The sequence below is a fragment of the Streptomyces sp. NBC_01235 genome, from assembly GCF_035989285.1.
Lineage (GTDB): Bacteria > Actinomycetota > Actinomycetes > Streptomycetales > Streptomycetaceae > Streptomyces.
In genome coordinates, this window is the sequence record NZ_CP108513.1 from 6,729,292 (window position 1) to 6,750,741 (window position 21,450).

Annotated in this window: 22 protein-coding genes and 1 tRNA gene; 16 read left to right on the forward strand and 7 right to left on the reverse strand. The window is 71.4% G+C overall.

What is annotated here, in order from left to right; translation table 11 throughout:
* Positions 1–224: 224 nt before the first annotated feature.
* Both OG289_RS30185 and OG289_RS30190 read right to left on the reverse strand, forming a co-directional pair.
* Positions 225–1,622, reverse strand: coding sequence for a sensor histidine kinase (locus OG289_RS30185; protein WP_327317204.1), 1,398 nt, complete (start codon positions 1,620–1,622; stop codon positions 225–227).
* Positions 1,623–1,776: 154 nt separating this feature from the next.
* Positions 1,777–3,000 carry a sensor histidine kinase gene (locus tag OG289_RS30190; protein WP_327317205.1) on the reverse strand — a complete coding sequence of 408 codons (1,224 nt, stop codon included), beginning with the start codon at positions 2,998–3,000 and terminating at the stop codon, positions 1,777–1,779.
* A 183-nt stretch (positions 3,001–3,183) separates the two neighbouring features.
* Here OG289_RS30190 and OG289_RS30195 point away from each other — a divergent pair, with 183 nt between their 5' ends.
* The 13 genes from OG289_RS30195 (at position 3,184) to OG289_RS30255 (ending at position 15,678) form a co-directional block, all read left to right on the forward strand.
* Positions 3,184–3,579, forward strand: a complete 396-nt coding sequence (locus OG289_RS30195; RefSeq protein WP_327317206.1) for an NADH-quinone oxidoreductase subunit A — start codon at positions 3,184–3,186, stop codon at positions 3,577–3,579.
* On the forward strand, positions 3,570–4,232 hold the full coding sequence (locus OG289_RS30200; RefSeq protein ID WP_327317207.1) for an NADH-quinone oxidoreductase subunit B: 663 nt from the start codon (positions 3,570–3,572) through the stop codon (positions 4,230–4,232). Before OG289_RS30195 ends, OG289_RS30200 begins: the two co-directional genes overlap by 10 nt.
* The gene (locus tag OG289_RS30205; protein ID WP_327317208.1) at positions 4,229–5,791 is read left to right on the forward strand and encodes an NADH-quinone oxidoreductase subunit C; all 1,563 of its coding nucleotides are present in this window, start codon (positions 4,229–4,231) and stop codon (positions 5,789–5,791) included. Before OG289_RS30200 ends, OG289_RS30205 begins: the two co-directional genes overlap by 4 nt.
* Positions 5,788–6,756 carry a complex I subunit 1/NuoH family protein gene (locus OG289_RS30210; RefSeq protein WP_327317209.1) on the forward strand — a complete coding sequence of 323 codons (969 nt, stop codon included), beginning with the start codon at positions 5,788–5,790 and terminating at the stop codon, positions 6,754–6,756. Before OG289_RS30205 ends, OG289_RS30210 begins: the two co-directional genes overlap by 4 nt.
* A 2-nt stretch (positions 6,757–6,758) precedes the next feature.
* Positions 6,759–7,319 (forward strand): NuoI/complex I 23 kDa subunit family protein, encoded by a 561-nt coding sequence (locus OG289_RS30215; RefSeq protein ID WP_327317210.1) that lies wholly within the window; start codon positions 6,759–6,761, stop codon positions 7,317–7,319.
* A complete protein-coding gene (locus tag OG289_RS30220; protein WP_327317211.1) occupies positions 7,316–7,993 on the forward strand; it encodes an NADH-quinone oxidoreductase subunit J family protein in 678 nt (225 codons plus the stop codon). Before OG289_RS30215 ends, OG289_RS30220 begins: the two co-directional genes overlap by 4 nt.
* The gene (nuoK, locus tag OG289_RS30225) at positions 7,993–8,394 is read left to right on the forward strand and encodes an NADH-quinone oxidoreductase subunit NuoK (RefSeq protein ID WP_327317212.1); all 402 of its coding nucleotides are present in this window, start codon (positions 7,993–7,995) and stop codon (positions 8,392–8,394) included. The genes OG289_RS30220 and nuoK overlap by 1 nt, the downstream gene beginning before the upstream one ends.
* A complete protein-coding gene (locus OG289_RS30230; protein WP_327317213.1) occupies positions 8,391–10,385 on the forward strand; it encodes an NADH-quinone oxidoreductase subunit 5 family protein in 1,995 nt (664 codons plus the stop codon). Before nuoK ends, OG289_RS30230 begins: the two co-directional genes overlap by 4 nt.
* A 6-nt stretch (positions 10,386–10,391) precedes the next feature.
* Complete coding sequence (locus OG289_RS30235; protein ID WP_327317214.1) at positions 10,392–11,990, forward strand: NADH-quinone oxidoreductase subunit M; 1,599 nt, start codon at positions 10,392–10,394, stop codon at positions 11,988–11,990.
* A complete protein-coding gene (locus OG289_RS30240; RefSeq protein WP_327317215.1) occupies positions 11,987–13,525 on the forward strand; it encodes an NADH-quinone oxidoreductase subunit N in 1,539 nt (512 codons plus the stop codon). The genes OG289_RS30235 and OG289_RS30240 overlap by 4 nt, the downstream gene beginning before the upstream one ends.
* Positions 13,526–13,728: 203 nt before the next feature.
* Positions 13,729–14,592, forward strand: coding sequence for a zinc metalloprotease HtpX (gene htpX, locus OG289_RS30245; protein WP_327317217.1), 864 nt, complete (start codon positions 13,729–13,731; stop codon positions 14,590–14,592).
* Positions 14,589–14,981 (forward strand): YccF domain-containing protein, encoded by a 393-nt coding sequence (locus OG289_RS30250; RefSeq protein WP_327317218.1) that lies wholly within the window; start codon positions 14,589–14,591, stop codon positions 14,979–14,981. Before htpX ends, OG289_RS30250 begins: the two co-directional genes overlap by 4 nt.
* 124 nt (positions 14,982–15,105) lie before the next feature.
* A complete protein-coding gene (locus tag OG289_RS30255; protein ID WP_327317219.1) occupies positions 15,106–15,678 on the forward strand; it encodes an SMI1/KNR4 family protein in 573 nt (190 codons plus the stop codon).
* Between the two features lie 180 nt (positions 15,679–15,858).
* On the opposite strand, the gene OG289_RS30260 is transcribed toward OG289_RS30255, so the two are convergent.
* Complete coding sequence (locus tag OG289_RS30260; RefSeq protein WP_327317220.1) at positions 15,859–17,124, reverse strand: APC family permease; 1,266 nt, start codon at positions 17,122–17,124, stop codon at positions 15,859–15,861.
* A gap of 194 nt (positions 17,125–17,318) precedes the next feature.
* Here OG289_RS30260 and OG289_RS30265 point away from each other — a divergent pair, with 194 nt between their 5' ends.
* Positions 17,319–17,585, forward strand: coding sequence for a GlsB/YeaQ/YmgE family stress response membrane protein (locus tag OG289_RS30265; protein WP_079660458.1), 267 nt, complete (start codon positions 17,319–17,321; stop codon positions 17,583–17,585).
* Positions 17,586–17,662: 77 nt separating this feature from the next.
* Here OG289_RS30265 and OG289_RS30270 read toward each other — a convergent pair whose 3' ends face one another.
* Positions 17,663–18,151, reverse strand: coding sequence for a YajQ family cyclic di-GMP-binding protein (locus OG289_RS30270; protein WP_327317221.1), 489 nt, complete (start codon positions 18,149–18,151; stop codon positions 17,663–17,665).
* A gap of 225 nt (positions 18,152–18,376) precedes the next feature.
* On the opposite strand from OG289_RS30270, the gene OG289_RS30275 reads away from it, so the two are divergent.
* Positions 18,377–18,458 (forward strand) — tRNA-Tyr (locus OG289_RS30275).
* A 91-nt stretch (positions 18,459–18,549) separates the two neighbouring features.
* Here the strand turns inward: OG289_RS30275 and OG289_RS30280 are convergent.
* A complete protein-coding gene (locus OG289_RS30280) occupies positions 18,550–18,861 on the reverse strand; it encodes a hypothetical protein (protein ID WP_327317222.1) in 312 nt (103 codons plus the stop codon).
* Positions 18,862–18,959: 98 nt separating this feature from the next.
* Between OG289_RS30280 and OG289_RS30285 the strand changes: the two genes are divergently transcribed.
* Positions 18,960–19,181, forward strand: a complete 222-nt coding sequence (locus OG289_RS30285) for a hypothetical protein (protein WP_327317223.1) — start codon at positions 18,960–18,962, stop codon at positions 19,179–19,181.
* A 23-nt stretch (positions 19,182–19,204) separates the two neighbouring features.
* Here the strand turns inward: OG289_RS30285 and OG289_RS30290 are convergent, their stop codons facing one another.
* Positions 19,205–19,861, reverse strand: coding sequence for an SDR family oxidoreductase (locus OG289_RS30290; RefSeq protein WP_327317224.1), 657 nt, complete (start codon positions 19,859–19,861; stop codon positions 19,205–19,207).
* Positions 19,862–20,094: 233 nt separating this feature from the next.
* Positions 20,095–21,402 carry a hydrolase gene (locus OG289_RS30295; protein ID WP_327317225.1) on the reverse strand — a complete coding sequence of 436 codons (1,308 nt, stop codon included), beginning with the start codon at positions 21,400–21,402 and terminating at the stop codon, positions 20,095–20,097.
* Positions 21,403–21,450: the final 48 nt, after the last annotated feature.

Sequence of the window (21,450 nt, forward strand, 5' to 3'; positions counted from 1 at the left end):
TCCTCGGCCCCCCAGCCGTCCACCCGTCGGTCGAACCAGTCAAGCATTCCAGCTTCTGGCACCTCTGCACCCGACAACGGTCGGGCCGGGGTCGAGGACGGCGGGAATACGGCGACGACACGCTCGATTTCGGCCTTCCGGCCCACGTGACGTGTCGTCGGGGTACGGCATGTCGTCGGAGTACGGGAGTGTTCAGCCCGTGCGGCGTTCGAGGACGATGCCTTTCAGACCCCTTCCGCCCGCCAGGGCAACTCCGCGGTGATCCGTGTGGGCCCGCCCACCGGCGAATCCACCACCAGAATCCCGTCCACCGCGTCCAACCGCCCCGCCAGCCCGGCCAGCCCCGACCCCCCGCCGGAGGCATTTGCCCCGCCCACGCCGTCGTCCACGACCTGCAACATCAACCGGTCCTCCACCCGCCACACATCCACCGAGGCCGACCGGGCCCCGCTGTGCTTGCTGATGTTCTGCAGCAGCTCCGAGACCGTGAAGTACGCGATCCCCTCGATCGCCGGAGCCGGCCGCTCCACCAGATCCACCTCCACGCGCACCGGCACCGGGCACCGCGACGCCACCGCCGACAACGCCGCGTCCAGCCCCCGGTCCGTCAGCACCGCCGGATGAATCCCGCGCGCCAGATCCCGCAGCTCCTGCAGTGCCGTCTTCACCTCGCCGTGCGCGTCGTCCACCATCCGCGCCGCCGCCCGCGGATCCTCCCGCAGCTTCTCTTTCGCCAGCCCCAGATCCATCGCCAGCGCCACCAGCCGCGCCTGCGCCCCGTCGTGCAGATCGCGCTCGATGCGCCGCAGGTCGGCGGCCGCCGTGTCCACCACGACCCCGCGGTCCGACTCCAGCTCCACCACCCGCGCGCCCAGCGACGACGGCCCCAGCAGCCCGTGCACCAGCAGCCGGTCCACCGTCGTCAGCGCCCGCACGATCCACGGCGTGGCCAGCGTGATCAACAGGCCCACCAGCGCCGTCACGGTGATCTCGAACGGGTTGTCGAGGTAGACGCTGTGCTGCTCGTCGCCGTACAGCTGAAGCCCGCCCTGGCCGCCGTACATCGGGAAGACCCAGAACCACAGCGGATACGTCAGCATGCTCCAGCCGAACGACCACACGGTCACGGCGACGCCGAAGGAGAAGACCGCCCACGGGAACTGGAGCACCGCGTACAGCGCGTTCCGCCACGACGTGCCGCTCTTGAGGACGGCGCCCATCCACGCCATCGGGCCGTTGCCGCGCGGCCGCAGCGGCTCGGGGGAGGCGACCTCCAGACCGAGCAGCCCGCGCGCCCGCGCCCGCTCCAGCGCCCCGAAGCCCCGGCACGCGGCCAGCCCCGCCGCCAGCACCGGGATGCCGAGGAACGTCACCAGCAGTCCCGCGCCCAGCGACAACATGGAGACCGCGAAGGTGAACAGCACGACGCCGATCGGCAGACCGAGCAGGACGTAGAGGAGTTCACTCCAGTGGCGCGCCGTGAGCGGCTCACGCAGCCCCGACGGCAACAGATGCCGGCGCTCCCCGCCCCGGTGCCCGTCCTGAGATCCGTACTCGTCGTACCGGTCGTACTGGTCGTACTCGTCGTAGTACTGCCCGTACTGCCCGTACTGAGTGGCCATCGGCGGCGTCCTTTCTACTCGTTCGTCCCTGCTCGTCGCGCAGCTGTCGATCCGTACCTCCAACCCTCGTCGGCGGCGGGCGCGCGGACCATGGAGTCCGTCGGCCTCTTGGACGGGGGGTTTTCCCTACCCCCCACGGTCACCGGCCCGAGGGTCACCGGCCCCCACGGTCCCCGGCGCCCCGGTTCCGCCAGGGCAGTTCCGCGGTCACCGTCGTCGGACCCCCCACCGGCGACTCCACGACGAAGATCCCGTCGACGGCGTCCAGCCGCTCGGCCAGCCCCCGCATCCCCGACCCGCCGTCGAGCCGCGCCCCGCCCCGGCCGTCGTCCCACACCTGGATGAGCAGCCGGTCGTCCGCCCGCCACACGTCGACCGACGCCGACCGGGCCCCGCTGTGCTTGCTGATGTTCTGCAGCAGTTCCGAGACGGTGAAGTAGGCGATGCCCTCGATGGCCTGCGCCGGTCTGGACGTCAGGTCCGCGGTCACCTTCACCGGCACCGTGCAGCGCGAGGCCACCGAGGACAGCGCCGCGTCCAGGCCCCGGTCGGTCAGGACGGCCGGGTGGATCCCGCGGGCGAGGTCGCGCAGCTCCTGAAGCGCGAGCTTCACCTCGCCGTGCGCCTCCTCCACCATCGCGGCGACGGCGTCGTCGGCCTGCCCCTCCAGCAGCTTCTCCTTCGCCAGGCCCAGCCCCATCGCCAGATTCACCAGCCGGGCCTGCGCTCCGTCGTGCAGGTCGCGCTCGATGCGCCGCATGTCGGCCGCCGCCGTGTCGACCACGACGCCGCGGTCCGACTCCAGCTCCGCGATCCGCCGCTCCAGCTCGTCGGAGGGGGACAGCAGCCCCCGCACCATCGCCCGGTCGGCGTTGGTCAGACCGCGCGCCAGAAACGGCAGCACCGGCCACAGCACGAACAACGAGGGCACGACCACGCTGAACGTCAGAATCCCCCAGGGCAGCCGGACGAAGTCGTACAGCACCGTGCGCCAGGCCACCGGATCCTTCAGCGCCAGCCACATCCGCTGGAAGAAGCCGCCCGCCCTGCGCAGCGGCAGCGGGCTCGGCTCGTCGATCCGCACCCCGAGCAGCCGACGCGCCCGAGCCCGCTCGAACCGGCCCATCAGCCGGGCCCCGGCCAGCCCCAGCGCCAGCAAGGGGAACCCGACCACCGTGAGGGTCATCGCGGCGCCGGTGACGATCACCGTCATTACATACGTGAACCCGATCAACGACATCGGCAGGTTCGTCAGAAGGTGCGTGATCTCCTTCCACGTCTGCGGGTCGTAGGCGAAGCGGGCCGGGGGCGGACGATCGTCGTCATGGTCTGTTCCACCCTGGTGGGAGGAGAATGAGGAGGAATGGGAAGCGGTCATATGGGCTAGCGTGCCGCGCCGCGCGCCGCCGCGCCATGAGGTCACCCGCCTCCGTCGCCTGGGGAAAACCCCCGTCCCGCATCCCAAGGCATGACGGGCTGCTTACCGTCCCTTTATCAGGGCCTAGACTCCCGTCCGTACAGATCGTCGAAGACGCTGAGGTCAGGGAGCGAGGGGGCGGACGTGCGGGAACCGACCGTCGAAGTCGCGGCGGACTACTTCCAGTCCTATTCCGTCGTCGGACTGCTCGCCGTCGTGGGCGTGCTGTTCGTCGCCGTCGCCTTCGGCGCGGGACGCCTGCTGCGCCCGGTGGTCCCCACCCCCGAGAAGCTCCTGACGTACGAGTGCGGCGTCGACCCGGTCGGCGAGGGCTGGGCCCACACCCAGGTCCGCTACTACGTCTACGCCTTCCTCTACGTGATCTTCGCGGTCGACTCGATCTTCCTCTTCCCCTGGGCGACGGTGTTCGCCGCAGACGGGTACGGCGCGACGACGCTCGTCGAGATGTTCATCTTCCTCGGCTTCCTCGCCGTGGGCCTGCTGTACGCATACAAGAAGGGCGTCCTGACATGGACGTGACCCCGGAAGCGATGTCCTCCGAGCCGGTGCCGGTGCTGCTGCCCGAGCCGAAGCGCCTGGGCGCCCTGGCCCGCCTCGCTCCCGAGCCGATGAAGGTGGTCCTGAACTGGGGCCGCCGCTACTCGCTCTGGGTCTTCAACTTCGGCCTCGCCTGCTGCGCGATCGAGTTCATCGCCGCGTCGATGGCCCGCCACGACTTCATCCGCCTCGGCGTCATCCCCTTCGCACCCGGCCCGCGCCAGGCCGACCTGATGGTCGTCTCCGGCACGGTCACGGACAAGATGGCCCCGGCCGTGAAGCGCCTCTACGAGCAGATGCCCGAACCGAAGTACGTCATCTCCTTCGGCGCGTGCAGCAACTGCGGCGGCCCCTACTGGGACTCCTACTCCGTGACGAAGGGCGTCGACCAGATCATCCCGGTGGACGTCTACGTGCCGGGCTGCCCCCCGCGCCCGGAGGCACTGCTCCAGGGCATCCTCAAACTCCAGGAAAAGATCGCGCGAGAGTCCCTGGACGAGCGCTACGGCCCGTCGGTCTCCCGCCCGAGCACGTCCCACCCGACCGGCTCCCGCCCGTCGACGGCGGCCCTGCAGAGCGGCCTGGTGCAGCCGCCCCCGGCCGAGTCCCCTTCGGCGCCGGGGGAGGGGCGATGAGCACGGTCGGCTGGCTCCCCGCCCCCGCCGAGGAACTCTTCGGCCCGCAGGCCACGGCAGAGGAGTCGTACGACGTCCTGACGGTGGACGTTCCGCCGGCCTCCTGGACCGCTGCCCTGCGCGTCGCCCGCGACCGCCTGTCCTGCACCTACTTCGACTGGCTGAGCGCGGTCGACGAACCCGGCACCGGCTTCCGGGTCTCGGCCCACGTGGTGGCCCTGTCCCCGGTCCGCCGCCTCCTCGTGCGCACGACGATCCCTCACGAGGCGCCGACCCTCTCCTCCGCCGTCGATGTCTACGCCGGCGCCGCCTGGCACGAACGCGAGACGCACGAAATGTTCGGCGTCACCTTCGAGGGTCACCCCGCCCTGAACCACCTCCTCCTCCCGGAGACCTTCGAAGGCCACCCCCTGCGCAAGGACTTCGTCCTGGCAGCCCGCGTCGCCAAGGCCTGGCCCGGCGCCAAAGAACCCGGCGAGTCCGAGCACGGCGGCCCCAAGCGCCGCCAGATGCTCCCCCCAGGCGTCCCCGACCCCAACGAATGGGGCCCCCTGAAAGGCCAACTCCCGCCCGCCCCGGCCCGCCCGACCCGAGCAGCGGCAGGACGCCCGGCCGGCGACCGCCCGGCCCGCCGCGCCCGCACGACAACAGAGGGCTCAACAAGCCAGACACCACCGGCGACACCGACCCCGACCGAGGCGACACCGACCGAGGCGACTGCAACAACCCCGTCGGCTTCCTCGACAACTCCCGGCACTCCGGCAGCCCCGGCCGGCCCCCGCCGCGCCCGGAGCGCGAGCGCGGGCTCGGCGTCCCAGCGGCCGACGGAGGCCACGGACCCGACGGCTGCCGCGGACCCGACGTCCTCGGAATCCGCGGCACCGCCGAAGCTTCCCGCCGGCCGCCGTGCCCGGAGCGCGGGCTCGGGCTCGGGCTCGGCGTCCCAGCGGCCGGACGGCACGGAACAGCCCGCAGGTGCTGAGGGAGCCGCGGAATCCGCAAAGACCGAGAGCGCCGCGGAGGCGGAGCCCACGGTTCCCGAGCCGACTCCGCAGCCCCCCGCGGGCCCGCGCCGCGCGCGTAGCGCCTCCCAGGGCTCGGCCTCCCAGCGCACCCAGCCCCCGACGCCCACTCCCGGCACCCCCACCCGCCCCGCCGCGGCCCCCCGCAGCTCCGACGCCCCGTGGCACCACGCCCGCCCGGCGTTCGAAGAGCCGGAGCCGAAGCCGGAGCGGCGGACGGAACCGGAGCCGAAGACGCAGCCGGACTCGGGACAGAAGCCGGAGTCGGAGTTGAAGCCGGACGCCGGACAGAAGCCGGAGTCGGAGTCGAAGCCGGACGCCGGACAGAAGCCGGAGTCGGAGTCGAAGCCGGACGCCGGACAGAAGCCTGAGCCGAAGACGGAGTCCGAGTCGCAGTCTGAGGCTGGGCAGGGAACTGAACCCGAGCAGGGTCCGGAGCGGATCAGCGCCGAGCGGTCGGCCCCGGTCGAGAAGCCGTCGCCCGCCGAAGACACCGAACGCCCCGCCCCCGACGACCCCGCAGGAGGCCCGCAGTGAACGACGCTCTCGACGTCACCCTGCGACTCCTGGTCGTCTTCGTCGTCTTCCTCACCTTCCCCCTGATCATCGGTCAGACCGAGCACAAGGTGATGGCCCACATGCAGGGCCGCCTGGGTCCGATGTACGCGGGTGGCTTCCACGGCTGGGCCCAGCTCGTCGCGGACGGTGTGAAGTTCGCGCAGAAGGAGGACATCGTCCCCGCGGGCGCCGACCGCCGTATCTTCCAGCTCGCCCCTGCCGTAGCCCTCCTCCCGTATCTCCTCGTCCTTCTCGCCATCCCCATCGGGCCGGGCGAGGGCGCCGTCGGCCAGGTCCTGGACGCGGGCATCTTCTTCGTGCTCGCCGTGATGGGCGTCGGTGTCCTCGGCTCGCTCATGGCCGGCTGGGCCAGTGCCAACAAGTTCTCCCTCCTCGGCGGCCTGCGCACCGCCGCTCAGCTCCTCGCCTACGAACTTCCGATGCTGCTCACCGCCGCCTCGGTGGCGATGGCGGCCGGCACGGTCTCCCTGCCCGGCATCGTCGACGCCTTCGAGTGGTGGTGGCTGCCCTGGCAGATCACCGGCGCGATCGTCTTCTTCGTCGCCGGCCTCGCCGAACTCCAACGGCCCCCCTTCGACATGCCGGTCGCCGACTCGGAGATCATCTTCGGCGCGTACACCGAGTACACCGGTCTGCGTTTCGCTCTCTTCCTCCTCGCCGAGTACGCCGGAATCGTCGTCCTGTGCGGCCTGACCACCGTCCTCTTCCTGGGCGGCTGGCACGGCCCTTGGGGCGCCGACGGCCTCGGCTGGGCCTGGACCCTCCTCAAGTCGGCCGTCCTCGCCTTCGTCGTGATCTGGCTCCGCGTCACCTATCCCCGCCTGCGTGAGGACCAGCTCCAGAAGCTCTCCTGGACCCTCTTCGTCCCCCTCTCCCTCGCCCAGATCGCCCTCACCGGCGTCGTCAAGGTGGTGATCCAGTAGCCATGGCCCCCCTTCCCGGTAGTGGCCTCGCCAAAGGCCTGGCCGTCACCCTCCGCACGATGACGCGCAAGACCGTCACCGAGCAGTACCCGGACGCCCAGCCCGACCTCCCGCCCCGCACCCGAGGCGTGATCGGCCTGTTCGAGGAGAACTGCACCGTCTGCATGCTGTGTGCCCGTGAGTGCCCCGACTGGTGCATCTACATCGACTCCCACAAGGAGACGGTCCCGCCCGCCGCCCCCGGCGGTCGAGAGCGCAGCCGCAACGTCCTCGACCGGTTCGCCATCGACTTCTCCCTGTGCATGTACTGCGGTATCTGCATCGAGGTGTGTCCTTTCGACGCCCTGTTCTGGTCCCCGGAGTTCGAGTACGCCGAGACCGACATCCACGAACTCACCCACGAACGCGACAAGCTCCGTGAGTGGATGTGGACCGTGCCGGCCCCGCCCGCCCTCGACCCCGCCGCCGAGGAGCCGAAGGAGATCGCGGCCGCCCGCAAGACGGCCGAGAAGCTGGCGGCGGCCAAGGCCGAGCCGAACGAAGCCCAGGGAGGGGCATCGTGACCCTCGCTCAGGCACCCCACGGCTTCCTCTCCCCGACCGGCGTGGAGATCGCCTTCCTCCTCGTCGGCCTGGTCACCTTCGGCGCCGCCCTCGTCACCGTCACCACCAAGCAGCTGGTGCACGCCGCCCTGTGGCTCGTGGTGACCCTCGGCGGCCTCGCCGTCGAATACCTCCTGCTCACCGCCGAGTTCATCGCCTGGGTGCAGGTCCTCATCTATGTCGGTTCCGTCGTCGTGCTCCTCCTCTTCGGTCTGATGCTCACCAAGGCCCCCATCGGCCGCTCCCCGGACGCGGACTCCGGCAACCGCTGGGCCGCCCTCACAGTCGCCGTCGCCGCGGCAGCCGCCCTGATCTGGGTGGTCGTCGACGCCTTCCGAGCCACCTGGATCGACCTGGGCGGCGCGGCCGCCGGCTCGACCGCGGTCACCGGCGCGAGCCTCTTCCAGAACTGGATCCTTCCCTTCGAGGCCCTCTCCGTGCTTCTCCTCGCGGCACTGGTCGGCGCGATCGTCCTGTCCCGCAAGGCGAAGGCGGAGTCGAGCTCTCCCCCTGTGAACTCCCGAACCATCACCAAGAGTTCCCCACCCGTCACGGAGAGTTCCCAAAAATCCGAGGCCTCGTCATCCGCCCGGGACGTCAGGGAAAACCCGGCCGAGCAGGAAGGCGCCCGCTGATGCACCTCGCCTATCCCGCCGTCCTCTCCGCCCTCCTCTTCTGCACCGGCCTGTACGGCGTCCTCGCCCGCCGCAACGCGATCCTGGTCCTGATGTCCGTCGAGCTGATGCTCAACGCGGTCAACCTCAACCTGGTCGCCTTCGACGTCTGGCTCAGCAAGGCCGCCGAGGAGACCCTGCACTCCGGCCAGGCCCTGACCCTGTTCACCATCGCCATCGCCGCCGCGGAGATCGGCATCGGCCTGGCGATCGTCCTCGCCGTCCACCGCAATCGCGGCACCGCGGACATCGACCGGCTCCGCGACACCGCCGAGGGCCACGAGAGCCCCGCGGCCGACAGCACCGACAGCGACGCCCCCGCGACCGGAACGGCCGCCGAGAAGGCTGAGGCCACCGCGTGACCACGACCACCCTCGCCGTCCTCGTCCCCCTCCTTCCCTTCCTGGGCGCCGCCGCCGGACTGCTCCTGGGCCGCACCGCGCCCGGATTCGTCCGCCCCCTCGCCGTCCTGCCGACCCTCGCCGCCCTTGCGCTGGCGGCGGTCGTCGCCGTACGCCAGGGCGGGGACGCCTCCGTCGACGCGGCCACCGAACTGACCCCCACCGGGTCCGTCCCGGTCGAACTCGCCCTGCACATCGACGGCTTCGCCGCCCTCGTCGCCGTCCTGGTCGGCCTGGTCGCCACCTGCGTGCAGATCTACTCGACCGGCTACCTGCGCGAGGACCCGCGTTACCCCTCCTACGCCGCGCTCGTCTCCCTCTTCACCTCCGCGATGCTCCTGGTCGTCTACTCCGGCGACCTGATCGTGCTGCTGGTCGGCTGGGAAGTCATGGGCATCTGCTCCTACTTCCTCGTCGGCCACTACTGGGAGACCCCGGAGGCCCGAGCCGCCTCCATCAAGGCCTTCCTGGTCACCAAACTCGGCGACGTCCCCTTCCTCATCGGCCTGTTCGCCCTCGCCACCGACGCCGGCTCCTTCGAGATCACGAAGGTCCTCAGCACCGTCGCCCACGGCGGACTCGACCACCCGACCGTCATCGCCCTGCTGCTCCTGGCGGGCGTGGCCGGCAAGTCGGCGCAGTTCCCGCTGCACACCTGGCTCCCCGACGCGATGGCAGGCCCGACCCCTGTCTCCGCACTGATCCACGCCGCGACGATGGTCGCCGCCGGTGTCTACTTCATCGCCCGGCTCCTCCCGGTCTTCGAGGCCTCCCAGGCCGCGATGGTCGTCCTCGCCGTGATGGCCGCCGTCACGATGGTCGGCTCGGGCCTCGCGGCGCTCGCGCAGGACGACATCAAGCGCGTCCTCGCCTACTCGACGATCGGCCAGCTCGGCTACATGACCGGCGCCCTCGCCGTCGGCGACCGAGGTGCCGCCGTCTTCCACCTCCTCTCGCACGGCGCCTTCAAGGCCCTGCTGTTCCTCGCGGCCGGCGTGATCATCCACGCCGCCGGCACCAACTCGCTCGCCGCCATGTCCCGGATGAGCCACCTGCGCGACCGCATCCCCGACGCCTACTGGACGATGACCGTGGCACTCCTCGCCCTCGCCGCGATCCCGCCGTTCAGCGGCTTCTTCTCCAAGGAGTCCGTCCTCGGCGCCGCCGAGCACGTCACCACCGGCCACACCGAGCACGCCCCCGGCGCAGCCGGCTGGCTCGTCCTGGTCGCCGGACTGATCACCGCCCTCCTCACCGCCGCCTACGCGATGCGTCTGTGGCTGCTGGCCTTCCGCGGCCGGGGCGCCGAGGCCCCCGACCACGGCCGCCAGCCCCTGACCATGACCGTGGTGCTGTGGGTCCTGGCCGTGCCGTCCCTCGCCCTCGGCGGGTTCGCCTACCGCACACTCCCCGACTGGTTCGACGGCAACGACCTCGCGCCGGCCCTCACCACCTCCGTCCTCGGCACGGGCGTGGCCCTCGCCGGCGGGCTCCTCACGTACGCCGCCTGGCGCCACCTCTCCGGGCCGGCCGCCCGCGTCCCGATCGGTGCGGTCGCCGCCCACCCCGAGGGCGACGCGGCCCAAGTCGAGGCCGAGGCCATCGCGACGCACGCGCCCGCCTACGGAGACGTGGCCTCCGCCCCCGACCCGGCGGACCCCGGACGGCTCCTGCTCGGCCCGCTGCACCGCCACGCCGCCGTCGGCTTCCACCTCGACGCCCTCTACCAGGTGCTGTTCGTCCGCCCCGTCCAGGCCGGTGCGAGCCTCGTACGGTTCCTCGACCGCGAGGTCGTCGACACCTACGTACGCGGCGCGGGCGCCCTGCCCCGCTGGCTGGGGGCCGCCGTACGGCGCGCCCAGACCGGCAATGTCCAGACCTATGTGAGCGCGCTGCTCGCCGGCACCGTCGTCCTGGCGGTCGCCGCCCTTCTCGTCGCCTCGGGAGCGTGAGCAGGCGTGATCGATATCAACGAGTCCGTGATGCAGTTCCTTCTGGCGTTCATCGTGGTCGGCCCGCTCCTCGGCGCCGTAGCCGCTCTCCTGCCGGCCCCGCCCGGACTGAAGGGGAAGTCACCCGAGCAGGCCGTGCTGCGGCACGGAGTGACCGTGACCGGGGTGATCCTCATCGCCGCGATCGTCCTCGCCCTCGGCTTCGACCATGACCATCCGTCGAAGATGCAGGCCAGCACGGACATCAGCTGGATCCCCGCACTCGATGTGCGCATCCACCTCGGCATCGACGGCATTTCCCTCCCCCTGCTGGTCCTGACCGCGCTCCTGACCTTCCTCTGCGCCCTCTACTCCTACTTCAGGCAGCAACACCAGCCGCTGAAGCCGCAGACCGCGAGCCCGTCCCCGAAGGCCTTCGTCGCGCTCGTGCTCGCCCTCGAGTCCGGCACCCTCGCGACCTTCGCCGTCCTCGACCTGCTGCTGTTCTTCCTCGCCTTCGAGATGGTCCTCATCCCGATGTACTTCCTCATCGCCCGCTGGGGCGGCGAGGGCCGGACCCAGGCGGCCTGGAAGTTCATCCTCTTCACACTGCTCGGATCCGTGGTCATGCTGCTAGGCCTGCTCCTGATCGGAATCAAGGCGGGCACCTTCGACATGGTGGCACTCGCCACTGACAACGGCCGGTCGCTGACCACATCCGTGCAGGTCATCGCCGTTCTGGCGATCGGGATCGGGCTCGCGGTCAAGACCCCGATGTGGCCGCTGCACAGCTGGCTGCCCGACGCCCACACCGCCGCCCCGACCGTCGGCTCGGTCCTGCTGGCAGGCGTCCTGCTGAAGATGGGTACGTACGGGTTCGTTCGGATTCTGCTCCCGGTCGCCCCCGACGGCTTCCGCACCTTCGCGCCCTACCTCGCCGCCTTCGCCGTCGTCGGGATCATCTACGGATCCCTGGCCTGCCTGGCCCTCGCCAAGCTGGGCGCGAAGGGCGACCTCAAGCGCCTGATCGCCTACTCCTCCGTCGGCCACATGGGCTTCGTCCTGCTCGGTATCGCGACCATGACCCCGACCGGAGTCAACGGCGCCCTGTTCGCCAACATCGCCCACGGCCTCATCACCGGCCTCCTCTTCTTCCTGGTCGGAGCCCTGAAGGACCGAACCGGCACGACCGACCTGGACACCCTCGCCGAGCAGACCGGCGCCGCGCTGTACGGCAGGACCCCCCGCCTCGGCGGCCTCCTCGCCTTCGCCGCCGTCGCCTCGCTCGGACTGCCGGGCCTGGCCGGGTTCTGGGGCGAGATGCTGGCCCTCTTCGGGGCCTTCGACCCCGCCGACGACCTCAGCCGCCCCACCTTCCTCACCTTCATGGCGATCGCCGCGTTCGGCACTCTGCTGACGGCCGCCTACCTCCTCGTCGTGGTCCGCCGCGTCTGCATGGGCACCGTCCCGCAGGACGCCCCACACCTCGCCGACGTGCAGACCTACGAGTTCGCGGCCTGGACCCCGCTCGTCGCCCTCACCGTCGTCGCCGGCCTCTGGCCGAAGGCCCTCCTCGGCCTGACCGACCCGGCCGTGCAGCAGCTCCTCGCAGGAGGCACCCGATGAGCTCCCTGACCCAGCCTTCGGCCGCCCAGCCCCTGGCCGAGTCGGTGGTCCAGTCCGTCGACTGGCCGGCCATCGCGCCGCCCACCCTCGCGGCGGTCGTCGCACTCGTCGTCCTCGTCGCCGACCTCTTCGTCGGCGACGACCGCAAGCCGCTCCTCGGCTGGCTCTCCGTCGCGGGCCTCACGGCCTCCACGGCCCTCCTCCTGCCGCTCCTGGACGGCGACCGCTCCACCTTCTGCCTCACCGGCGACCCGAGCGCGTGCAGCTACACCGCCGACCGCTTCACCCTCGTCATCCAGTTCCTGGTGTTCGGAGGAGCGCTGCTGGCGGCCCTTCTGTCGGTCACCGCCCTGAAGGACGCGCGCGGGAGACTCCCCGAAGGGGAGTTCTGGTTCCTGCTGTTGTCCTCCGCCGCCGGTGCCGCCCTGCTGCCCGCCTCCCGCGACCTCGCCACCCTCGTCGTCGCCCTGGAGGTCGCCTCCCTGCCCGCCTTCGCCCTCGTCGGTATCCGACACGGCGACCGCAGGTCCTCCGAGGCGGCCCTGAAGTTCTTCCTGTCGTCCGTCACCGCGACCACCGTCAGCCTCCTGGGCATCAGCTTCGTGTACGCGACGACCGGAACCCTCTACCTCACCCAGGTGGCCGACCGGATCCAGCACGTCGACGGCCAGCTCCACACCCTGGCCCAGACCGGCGTGGTCCTCACCCTCATCGGCTTCGCCTTCAAGACGGCCGCCGTCCCCTTCCACTTCTGGGTCCCCGACACCTACGTCGGCGCCCCCCTGCCCATCGCCGCCTATCTGTCGGTCGTCGGCAAGGCCGTCGGCTTCTCCGGCCTCATCCTCGTCACCGTCATCGGCTTCCCCTCGTACGCCGACGTCTGGGGCCCCGCCCTCGCCGCGCTGGCCGCCCTCACCATGACCGTCGGCAACGTCGGCGCCCTCCGCCAGCAGGCCACGCGCGCGTACAGCGCCGTACGTCTCCTCGCCTGGTCCTCCGTCGGCCAGGCCGGCTACCTCCTCGTACCGATCGCCGCCGCCGCGTACTCCGACGACGCCGAGCGCGCGATCGGCTCCACCGTCGCGTACGCCCTCATGTACGCCGCCGTGAACCTCGGCGCCTTCGCGGTGGCCGCCCTGGTGGGGCGTACGAGCACGACGAACCGGATCACGGACTACCGAGGCCTCTACACCAGAAACCCCCTGGCAGCCCTCATCCTGGCCTTTTTCCTGCTCTGCCTCGCAGGACTGCCCCCCGGCATCATCGGCCTCTTCGCGAAAGTCACCGTCTTCTCGGCGGCCGTCGACGCGGGCCTCGGCTGGCTCGCCGTCGTCATGGCCGTCAACGTGGTGATCGCCCTGTACTACTACCTCCAGTGGACGGCCCTGCTCTTCCGCGCCCCCGAGGGCGAGACGGAGAAGCACCGCGTTCCGGCCCCCCTCACGGCCGCGATCGCCCTCACCGCGGCCCTCGGCGTCGCCCTGTCCGGAGCACCCCAACTGGTCCTGCGCTTCGCCGACACCGTCCTCTTCTGAGTCCGCACGCGCGCGTACGCCCCCGTCCTCACCCGGACGGCCCCCGCCCCTGCCCGCAGGCACAAGGGAACTAGTGCCTCCCGCCTGGCGTTGACCAGTACGGGAGGGTGCACTGGATGTGACACGACGGCACCAGTGGCACCGGAGATCAGCAAGATCCGCAAGCAAAGGGTTCCCCTGCTGCACGACTTGGAGGGCGTACCGTGCACCGCCGGCACAACGGGCTCAGGACCGCAGTACTCCTCGGGGGACTGTCCGCACTCATCATCGTCATCGGCAGCTTCTTCGGGCGTGCGGGGCTCGTCGTCGCGGTCCTGATCGCCCTCGGCACCAACGCGTACGCGTACTGGAACAGCGACAAGCTCGCGCTACGCGCGATGCGTGCCCGCCCGGTGAGCGAGTTCGAGGCCCCCGCCCTCTACCGGATGGTCCGCGAGCTCTCCACCCAGGCCCGCCAGCCCATGCCCCGCCTGTACATCTCCCCGACCGAGGCACCCAACGCCTTCGCGACCGGCCGCAACCCGCGCAACGCCGCCGTGTGCTGCACGGACGGCATCCTGCGCCTCCTCGACGAGCGCGAACTGCGCGGCGTCATCGGCCACGAGCTCAGCCACGTCTACAACCGGGACATCCTCATCTCCTCGGTCGCCGGCGCGCTCGCCTCCGTGATCATGTTCCTGGTCAACTTCGCCTGGCTGATCCCGATCGGACGCTCCGACGACGATGACGGCCCCGGCATCCTCGGCATGCTCCTGATCATGATCCTGGGCCCGCTCGCCGCAAGCGTCATCCAGCTCGCCATCAGCCGCTCCCGGGAGTACGAGGCGGACGCCTCCGGTGCCCAGCTCACCGGCGACCCGCTGGCCCTCGCGAGCGCCTTGCATAAACTGGAGGCGGGCACCAAACAGCTTCCGCTGCCCCCGGAGCCCCGCATCGAGACCGCGAGCCACATGATGATCGCGAACCCCTTCCGCCCGGGCCAGGGGCTCTCCAAGATGTTCTCGACACACCCGCCGATGGCGGACCGTATCGCCCGGCTCGAGAAAATGGCAGGTCGCCACCAGTGAAGACCATCCTGAACGTCATCTGGCTGATCCTGAGCGGCTTCTGGCTGTTCCTCGGCTACGTGCTCGCGGGCGCGCTGCTCTGCATCACGATCATCGGCATTCCATTTGGCATTGCCGCATTTCGTATCGGAGTCTTCGCCCTCTGGCCCTTCGGCTACACGACGGTCGAGCGCCGCGACGCGGGCGCGCCCTCCTGCCTGGGCAACGTGCTCTGGCTGGTCCTCGCTGGCTGGTGGCTGGCCATCGGCCACATCGTCACCGGTTTCCTCCTCTGCCTGACCATCATCGGCATCCCGTTCGGCATCGCGAACTTCAAACTGATCCCGGTCTCGCTGTTCCCGCTGGGCCGCGAAATCGTGCGCACCGACCAGCCGTTCGCAGCGCGCTGACGGCGCGAGCCCGACCTGCTCGTCGTCCACGACCAGCCCGTGTTTCGCGGCGGCCGGTTGTCCACAACGGGCGAGTTGTCCACAGGCCGGCCCGACTGTCAGTGGCGGCTTGCATCATGAACGCATGACCGAGAACGAGCAGTTGCTGGCAAGGGTGGCGGCCAAGGCGGCCACCACCCGCCCATGGGGCTGGCCTTCGCTTCCCGACCCCGTGGACGAGGCCACCCTGTCCCGCGCCGAGGCCGCCCTCGGCTTCCGCCTGCCTGCACTGCTCGCCGACCTCTACCTGCGTATAGGAGACGGCGGATTCGGCCCGGAGTACGGCCTGCTGCCCCTGTTCGACAGTCCTGCGGCCGCCGAACCCGCCGCCGTCACCCAGTACCTTGCCAACCGCGAGGGCGGTCGTCAGGACCCCGACTGGCCCTGGCCCGAGGGCGTCCTGCCGATATCCCACTGGGGCTGTGCCATGTACGCGTGCGTGGACTGCCACTCCCCACAGGCGACGGTCCTGCTCTTCGAACCGAACCCGGGCGACCCCGACCACGCCTGGTTCGTCGACGCCCCCAGCCTCACAGACTGGCTGCACGCCTGGCTCGACGGCACCGGCTGGTACGACGTCATGGGTGAGGAGCTGAGTCCGACCCCCTGGACCGAGTTCCGCACACGCGCGTCGGCGGCTCAGGGGCCGACTCTGTAGAGGGCGCAGAGGGATTGGACACCCTGGGCGCGGTATCAGGCGGCTGCCCCGCACGCGTTGTTCGGAGGCCTCTTGCCGTCGTACGGGCCACCGCGCGTCCGCCGAGCGCCCCTGGGCCGCGCAGCCCCGACCCCCTCCCCTTCAAGTCCCGACGCTCTCCCCGTTCGCCGCGCCGTACGGCTATCGCGCGCCCGCCCACCGCCGCCGTACTCCGTACGCGACCACTCCCGCAGCCAGCACACCCGCCCCCACGACGACCGAAGTCCCCGGCAGCGCGAACGCGAGGACGGCGCAGCCCAGGAGCCCCATCGCGGGCAGCACTCGCTGGGCCGGGGCCGAATCCAGCGTCCAGGCCGACGCGTTGGCCACCGCGTAGTACGCCAGCACACCGAAGGAGGAGAACCCGATCGCGCCCCGGACATCCACCGTGGCGGCCAGGACCGCGACCACCGCGCCCACAGCGAGCTCGGCCCGGTGCGGTACCTGGAAGCGCGGATGGACGGCCGACAGGGCTCCGGGCAGGTGCCCGTCCCGTGCCATCGCCAGCGTCGTGCGCGAGACGCCCAGGATGAGGGCGAGCAGTGACCCCAGCGCGGCCACGGCGGCCCCGGCCCGCACCACCGGCACCAGCCCGGGCACTCCAGCCGCCCGCACCGCGTCGGCCAACGGCGCGCCCGCCCGCCCGAGACCGTCCGCCCCCAGTACAGAGAGGACAGCGACCGCAACGCACGCGTACACGGCCAGCGTGATGCCCAGGGCCAGTGGGATCGCGCGGGGGATGGTGCGGGCCGGGTCCCGCACCTCCTCACCGAGGGTCGCGATGCGCGCGTACCCGGCGAAGGCGAAGAACAGCAGACCGGCGGCCTGCAGCACCCCGCCGAGACCCTCGGAGACCCCGATGCCCAGGCGCCCCGCGTCGGAGGCGTCGGACCCCAGGCACACGACCACCACGCAAGCGAGGACCGCCAGGACCACCGTCACGATCGCACGCGTCAGCCAGGCCGACTTCTGGATGCCGCCGTAGTTCACCGCGGTCAGGGCCACCACCGCCGTGACCGCCACCGCGTGCGCCTGCCCCGGCCAGACGTACGCCCCGACCGTCAGCGCCATCGCCGCACAGGAGGCCGTCTTCCCGACCACGAACGACCAGCCCGCCAGATACCCCCAGAACGCGCCGAGTCGCTCGCGCCCGTACACGTATGTGCCGCCCGAAGCCGGATACAGCGCGGCGAGTCGCGCCGACGACATGGCGTTGCAGTAGGCGACCAGTGCGGCGAGCGCGAGTCCGAGCAACAGCCCGGAGCCCGCGGCGTGCGCGGCGGGAGCGAGCGCGGCGAAAACGCCGGCACCGATCATCGAGCCCAGCCCGACGACCACGGCGTCGCCCACGCCCAGCGTCCGCCTCAGCTCGGCGGGCGATCCGGCAGACGATTCGGACTGTGTCATGAGCCGCACCCTACTGATCGACGGAACCGCCGAGTGCCGTCGGGACGTCGTCCTCACCAACACGGCACGAACCCGCGTGCGACGAAGGACGCGGGGTGCGCGGGGCGCGTCGAAACGAGCACGGTCCGTCCGGAGCGAGCGACATCACAGTGCCCGGACAGCACGGGCACAGCACGGAAGGGCAGGTTCAGGACATGAGCATCATCAGCTGGATCATCCTGGGGCTGTTGGCCGGAGTCATCGCCAAGGTCCTGCTGCCGGGTCGTGACCCGGGCGGCTTCATCGGTACGACCCTCATCGGCATCGCGGGCGCGTTCATCGGCGGCTGGATATCGGCCCGCTGGCTGGACCACCCCATCACCAAGGACTTCTACGACGGCGCCACCTGGGCCGCGGCGATCGGCGGTTCGCTCGTGCTCCTGATCGTCTACCGCCTGCTGTTCGGCAACTCACGCGACTGAGCGCAGCCCATGCGGGGCCCTGATAGCGGCAGGGAGGACCAGAAGGGTGGGCGCCCGACGGGCGCCCACCCGGCCGCCTACCGGTAGTTCACGAACTGCAGCGCGAAGTCGAAGTCCTGGCCCTTGAGCAGGGTGATGATGGCCTGCAGGTCGTCGCGGCTCTTGGAGCTGACACGCAGTTCCTCGCCCTGCACCTGGGCCTTCACGCCCTTGGGGCCCTCATCGCGGATGAGCTTCGCGACCTTCTTCGCGTCCTCCTGGGAGATGCCCTCCTTGATCTCCGCGAAGAGCTTGTACTCCTTGCCGGAGAGCTGGGGCTCGCCCGCGTCCAGCGCCTTCAGCGAGATCCCGCGCTTGATCAGCTTGGACTGGAAGACGTCGAGGACAGCGTTGACCCGGTCCTCGGAGTTCGCCTCCATCAGGATCTTGTCACCGGACCACGAGATCGAGGCGCCGACGCCCTTGAAGTCGTAGCGCTGCGAGATCTCCTTGGCGGCCTGGTTGAGGGCGTTGTCGACCTCCTGCCGCTCGACCTTCGAGACGATGTCGAAACTGGAGTCGGCCATGTCCTGTGGCTCCTTGTATCGGTGTGCGTGTCGGGTGCGTATCGGCGTACGTGGGGCCGGCCGCCGAGCCCGGCGTGATCCCGGGCCGCATCCGGACAAGCCTAGCCACCCCGCTCCCTCCGGGCGGCGAGGAATCAGGTGGCGAAGCACCCCTGTGCATCGGGTATCGTTTACGTCGTTGCCAGGGAGCACCGCCGAAAAGCGGTTCGAATGGGCAGCAACCCCGGCGGTGTGCCCGAGCGGCCAAAGGGAGCAGACTGTAAATCTGCCGGCTCAGCCTTCCCAGGTTCGAATCCTGGCGCCGCCACGCTGAGAGAGGGAACCCCTCCGAACTGCGGAAACGCAGAGCGGAGGGGTTTCTTCGTGTATGCAGAGGAAGCACGCCACGGCGACGCGCTTCATCCTCCCTCGGGAGCCCCTTCCGAACCTCCCGGTGTCTCCGCCGAGCGGGTCTTCGCCGCCCTTTTCACCTCCGCCTCGACGTCGTTGCGCGGTTTCTTCTCGTCCTTGGCGTGCTCGGTCACCGCGGCCTGCACGTCGCGGGCGAGGTCGCGCCAGGCACGCCAGGCGGTTTCGTAGGTGTTGGTCTGGATCTCCGACCAGGGGGTGGCCGTGGGCGCGCCGTACGCGTCCCGCAGCTCTTCGACCCTCGCGTGTGCCTCGTCGGCCGCGCGTTGCTTCTCCACGAGTTCTTCGAAGGTATGTGCCACGTGTACGGATGCTAAGGAGGAGAGCGCACTTCCGCGCGGCGAGCGGGGCGCGTCCCGCCACGGGGTACCCGCGTGGCCCACTGGGGCACACTGGCCCCATGCCCAGCGCGTCCAGCCGTCGTAGAACCTGCCCCGAGTGCCGTCGCGAGATCGCCGTCGTCGCCGGACGGTTCGCCCGGCACGACCCACCGGGGGCGCGGGGGAGCGCGGGGCTCGTCTCCTGCCCCGGCTCCCGCAGGGCGGCGCAACTGGGCGCCGCCCAGCCGTCGTTGGACGGGTACGTGATCCCGGAGTTCCCCGGACAGCTACCCCTCTTCTAGCGCTTCCGGGCGCGCGGCCGCCCTCAGTTCCCCGCCACCGCCTTCACCGCCACCGCCACCGGCGCCGAGCCGCTGATCAGCTCGAGGGTGAGGCCGGATGTCGCCGGGGTGTCCAGCAGCTCCGCCAGTACGGCGGCCACGTCGTCGCGCGGGACGGGACCGCGGCCTGTACGGGCCTCCAGGCGGACCAGACCGGTGCCCGCGTCGTCCGTCAGCGCGCCGGGGCGCAGGATCGTCCAGTCGAGGGAGTCCAGGCCCCGCACGTACGCGTCCGCCTCGCCCTTGGCGCGCTGGTAGACGTCGAAGACCTCGTCGCCCTGGTGAGCGGCGTCCGCGCCCATGGACGACACGACCACGAAGCGCCGTACGCCCGCCCGGACCGCTGCGTCCGCGAACAGCACCGCCGCGCCCCTGTCCACCGTGTCCTTGCGCGCCGTCCCGCTGCCTGGGCCCGCGCCCGCAGCGAACACCGCCGCGTCCGCGCCGCGCAGCCGCTCCGCGACCTCCTCCACGGACGCCGACTCCAGGTCCAGGACGACCGGTTCGGCACCGGCCGCCCGCAGGTCGTCGCTCTGTTCGGCCTTGCGGATGATCCCCGCGACCTCGTCTCCGCGCGCGGCGAGCAGACGCTCCAGCCGCAGCGCGATCTGACCATGACCACCAGCGATGACAATGCGCATGCCTTCGACCGTACGCCCGGACGGCCGCATCCGCCGCACGGCTTCGGCCAGACCCCGACCCGCACCCTCGACCCGTGTCCCCCACCCCGCAGCCCGCAAGCTGCGTCCCGCAGCCGCACCCCCGACCGCACCTGAGGCCCTACGCCCCGCCTCTTTGGGCAGCGACCCCAACTCCCCGCCCCCGCTGCCGCAGCAGGGCACCGTGCTCCTGTACGGCGCCGGTGGGGGACGTCCTACGAGAGCTCCCCCCGCCCCTGCCTCGGCAGGCCCAACTCCGCTGAGGTCGTCGAGTTGCAGTACTCGCGGACCGCGCTCGTACGCGCCACCACGCGCCCCCGGTGGATCACGATCCGGCTGTACGCCAACGACAGGGCGCCCGCCAGCCGGTCGCCGCGCACGGCCAGCAGGTCGGCCGGGAAACCCGCCTCCACGCGGACCTCGGGGAGCCCCAGAGCGGCACGTGCGGACGTGCTCACTGCGTCGTAGGCGTCCTCGGGGCGCAGGCCGTGAAGGGAGGCGAGCTGGTAGGCCGCTTCCAAGGGGTCGCCGCGGCCGACCGGGTTGGTGACGTCCCGCAACGCCCCGCTGCCGGCCGCCACTCGCACGCCGGCGGCGCGCAACAGCCGTACGGGCGCCGCGCCCCGGTGTTCGACGGCACCGCAGCCGCCCTGGGGGAGGCAGACCACCGTCACGCCGGCGGCGGCCAGTTGCTCGGCGGTGCGGCCGGCCGTTTCGGCGGGGAGGCGGTCGAGGCCGCCGCAGGGGCTGAGGGTGACGCCGGGGCGCAGGCCGCCGGCCATCGCGGCGAGGCGGGCGAGACGGGCCGGATCGGCGGCGTCGGTGTGCAGGTCGACGGGGCAGCCCTGCTCGGAGGCGACCTCCAGGACGGCCTCCACATAGCCCGTCGGATCGGGGTCCAGGTCCGGGCAGCCGCCCACCACCGAGGCGCCCATCTTCACCGCGTCGCGCAGCACCGCGAGCCCGTCCGCCCCGGCCGCGCCGGTCAGCACCCGGGGCACCGCCACCGCCGTCAGCTCGACGAGTCCGCGCAGCGAACGCCCGGCCTGCAGGACGGCGGCCAGCGCGCCGAGGCCTTGGACGTCGCCCACGCGCACGTGCGCGCGCAGCGCCGTCGCGCCGTGGCCGAGTTGCAGCAGCGCGGCCTCCGTGGCGCGGCGCTGGACGTCCTGGAGGGCGTACGAGACGGGGCCGTCGGCGTCGGCCGTGAGCGCGGTGTCGGCGTGCGCGTGCGGCTCGGCGGGGGCGGGGAGCAGGAGGTAGCCGTCGAGGTCCATGCGCGTGCCGGCGCGGGCTGTGCCGGTCACCGGGCCGGTGGTCAGGCTGCCGGCCGTGCCGACCGCCTCGATACGTCCGCGGCCCAGCCGTACGTCCACGGTCCGGCCGTCCGTCAGGCGCGCCCCGCACAACAGGAGGGCGGCCGGGTCCGGCGAGCCTCCCGAGGCGCCGTACGCGGACGAGGCGGACGAGGCGGACGACGAGGACGACCACGAGGGGGGCGGCTGCGGCTGACTGTCGGGCATCGCGCTCCAGGGGCTCGGCTCGGGACTGCGCTGGGGACGCAGTGGGGA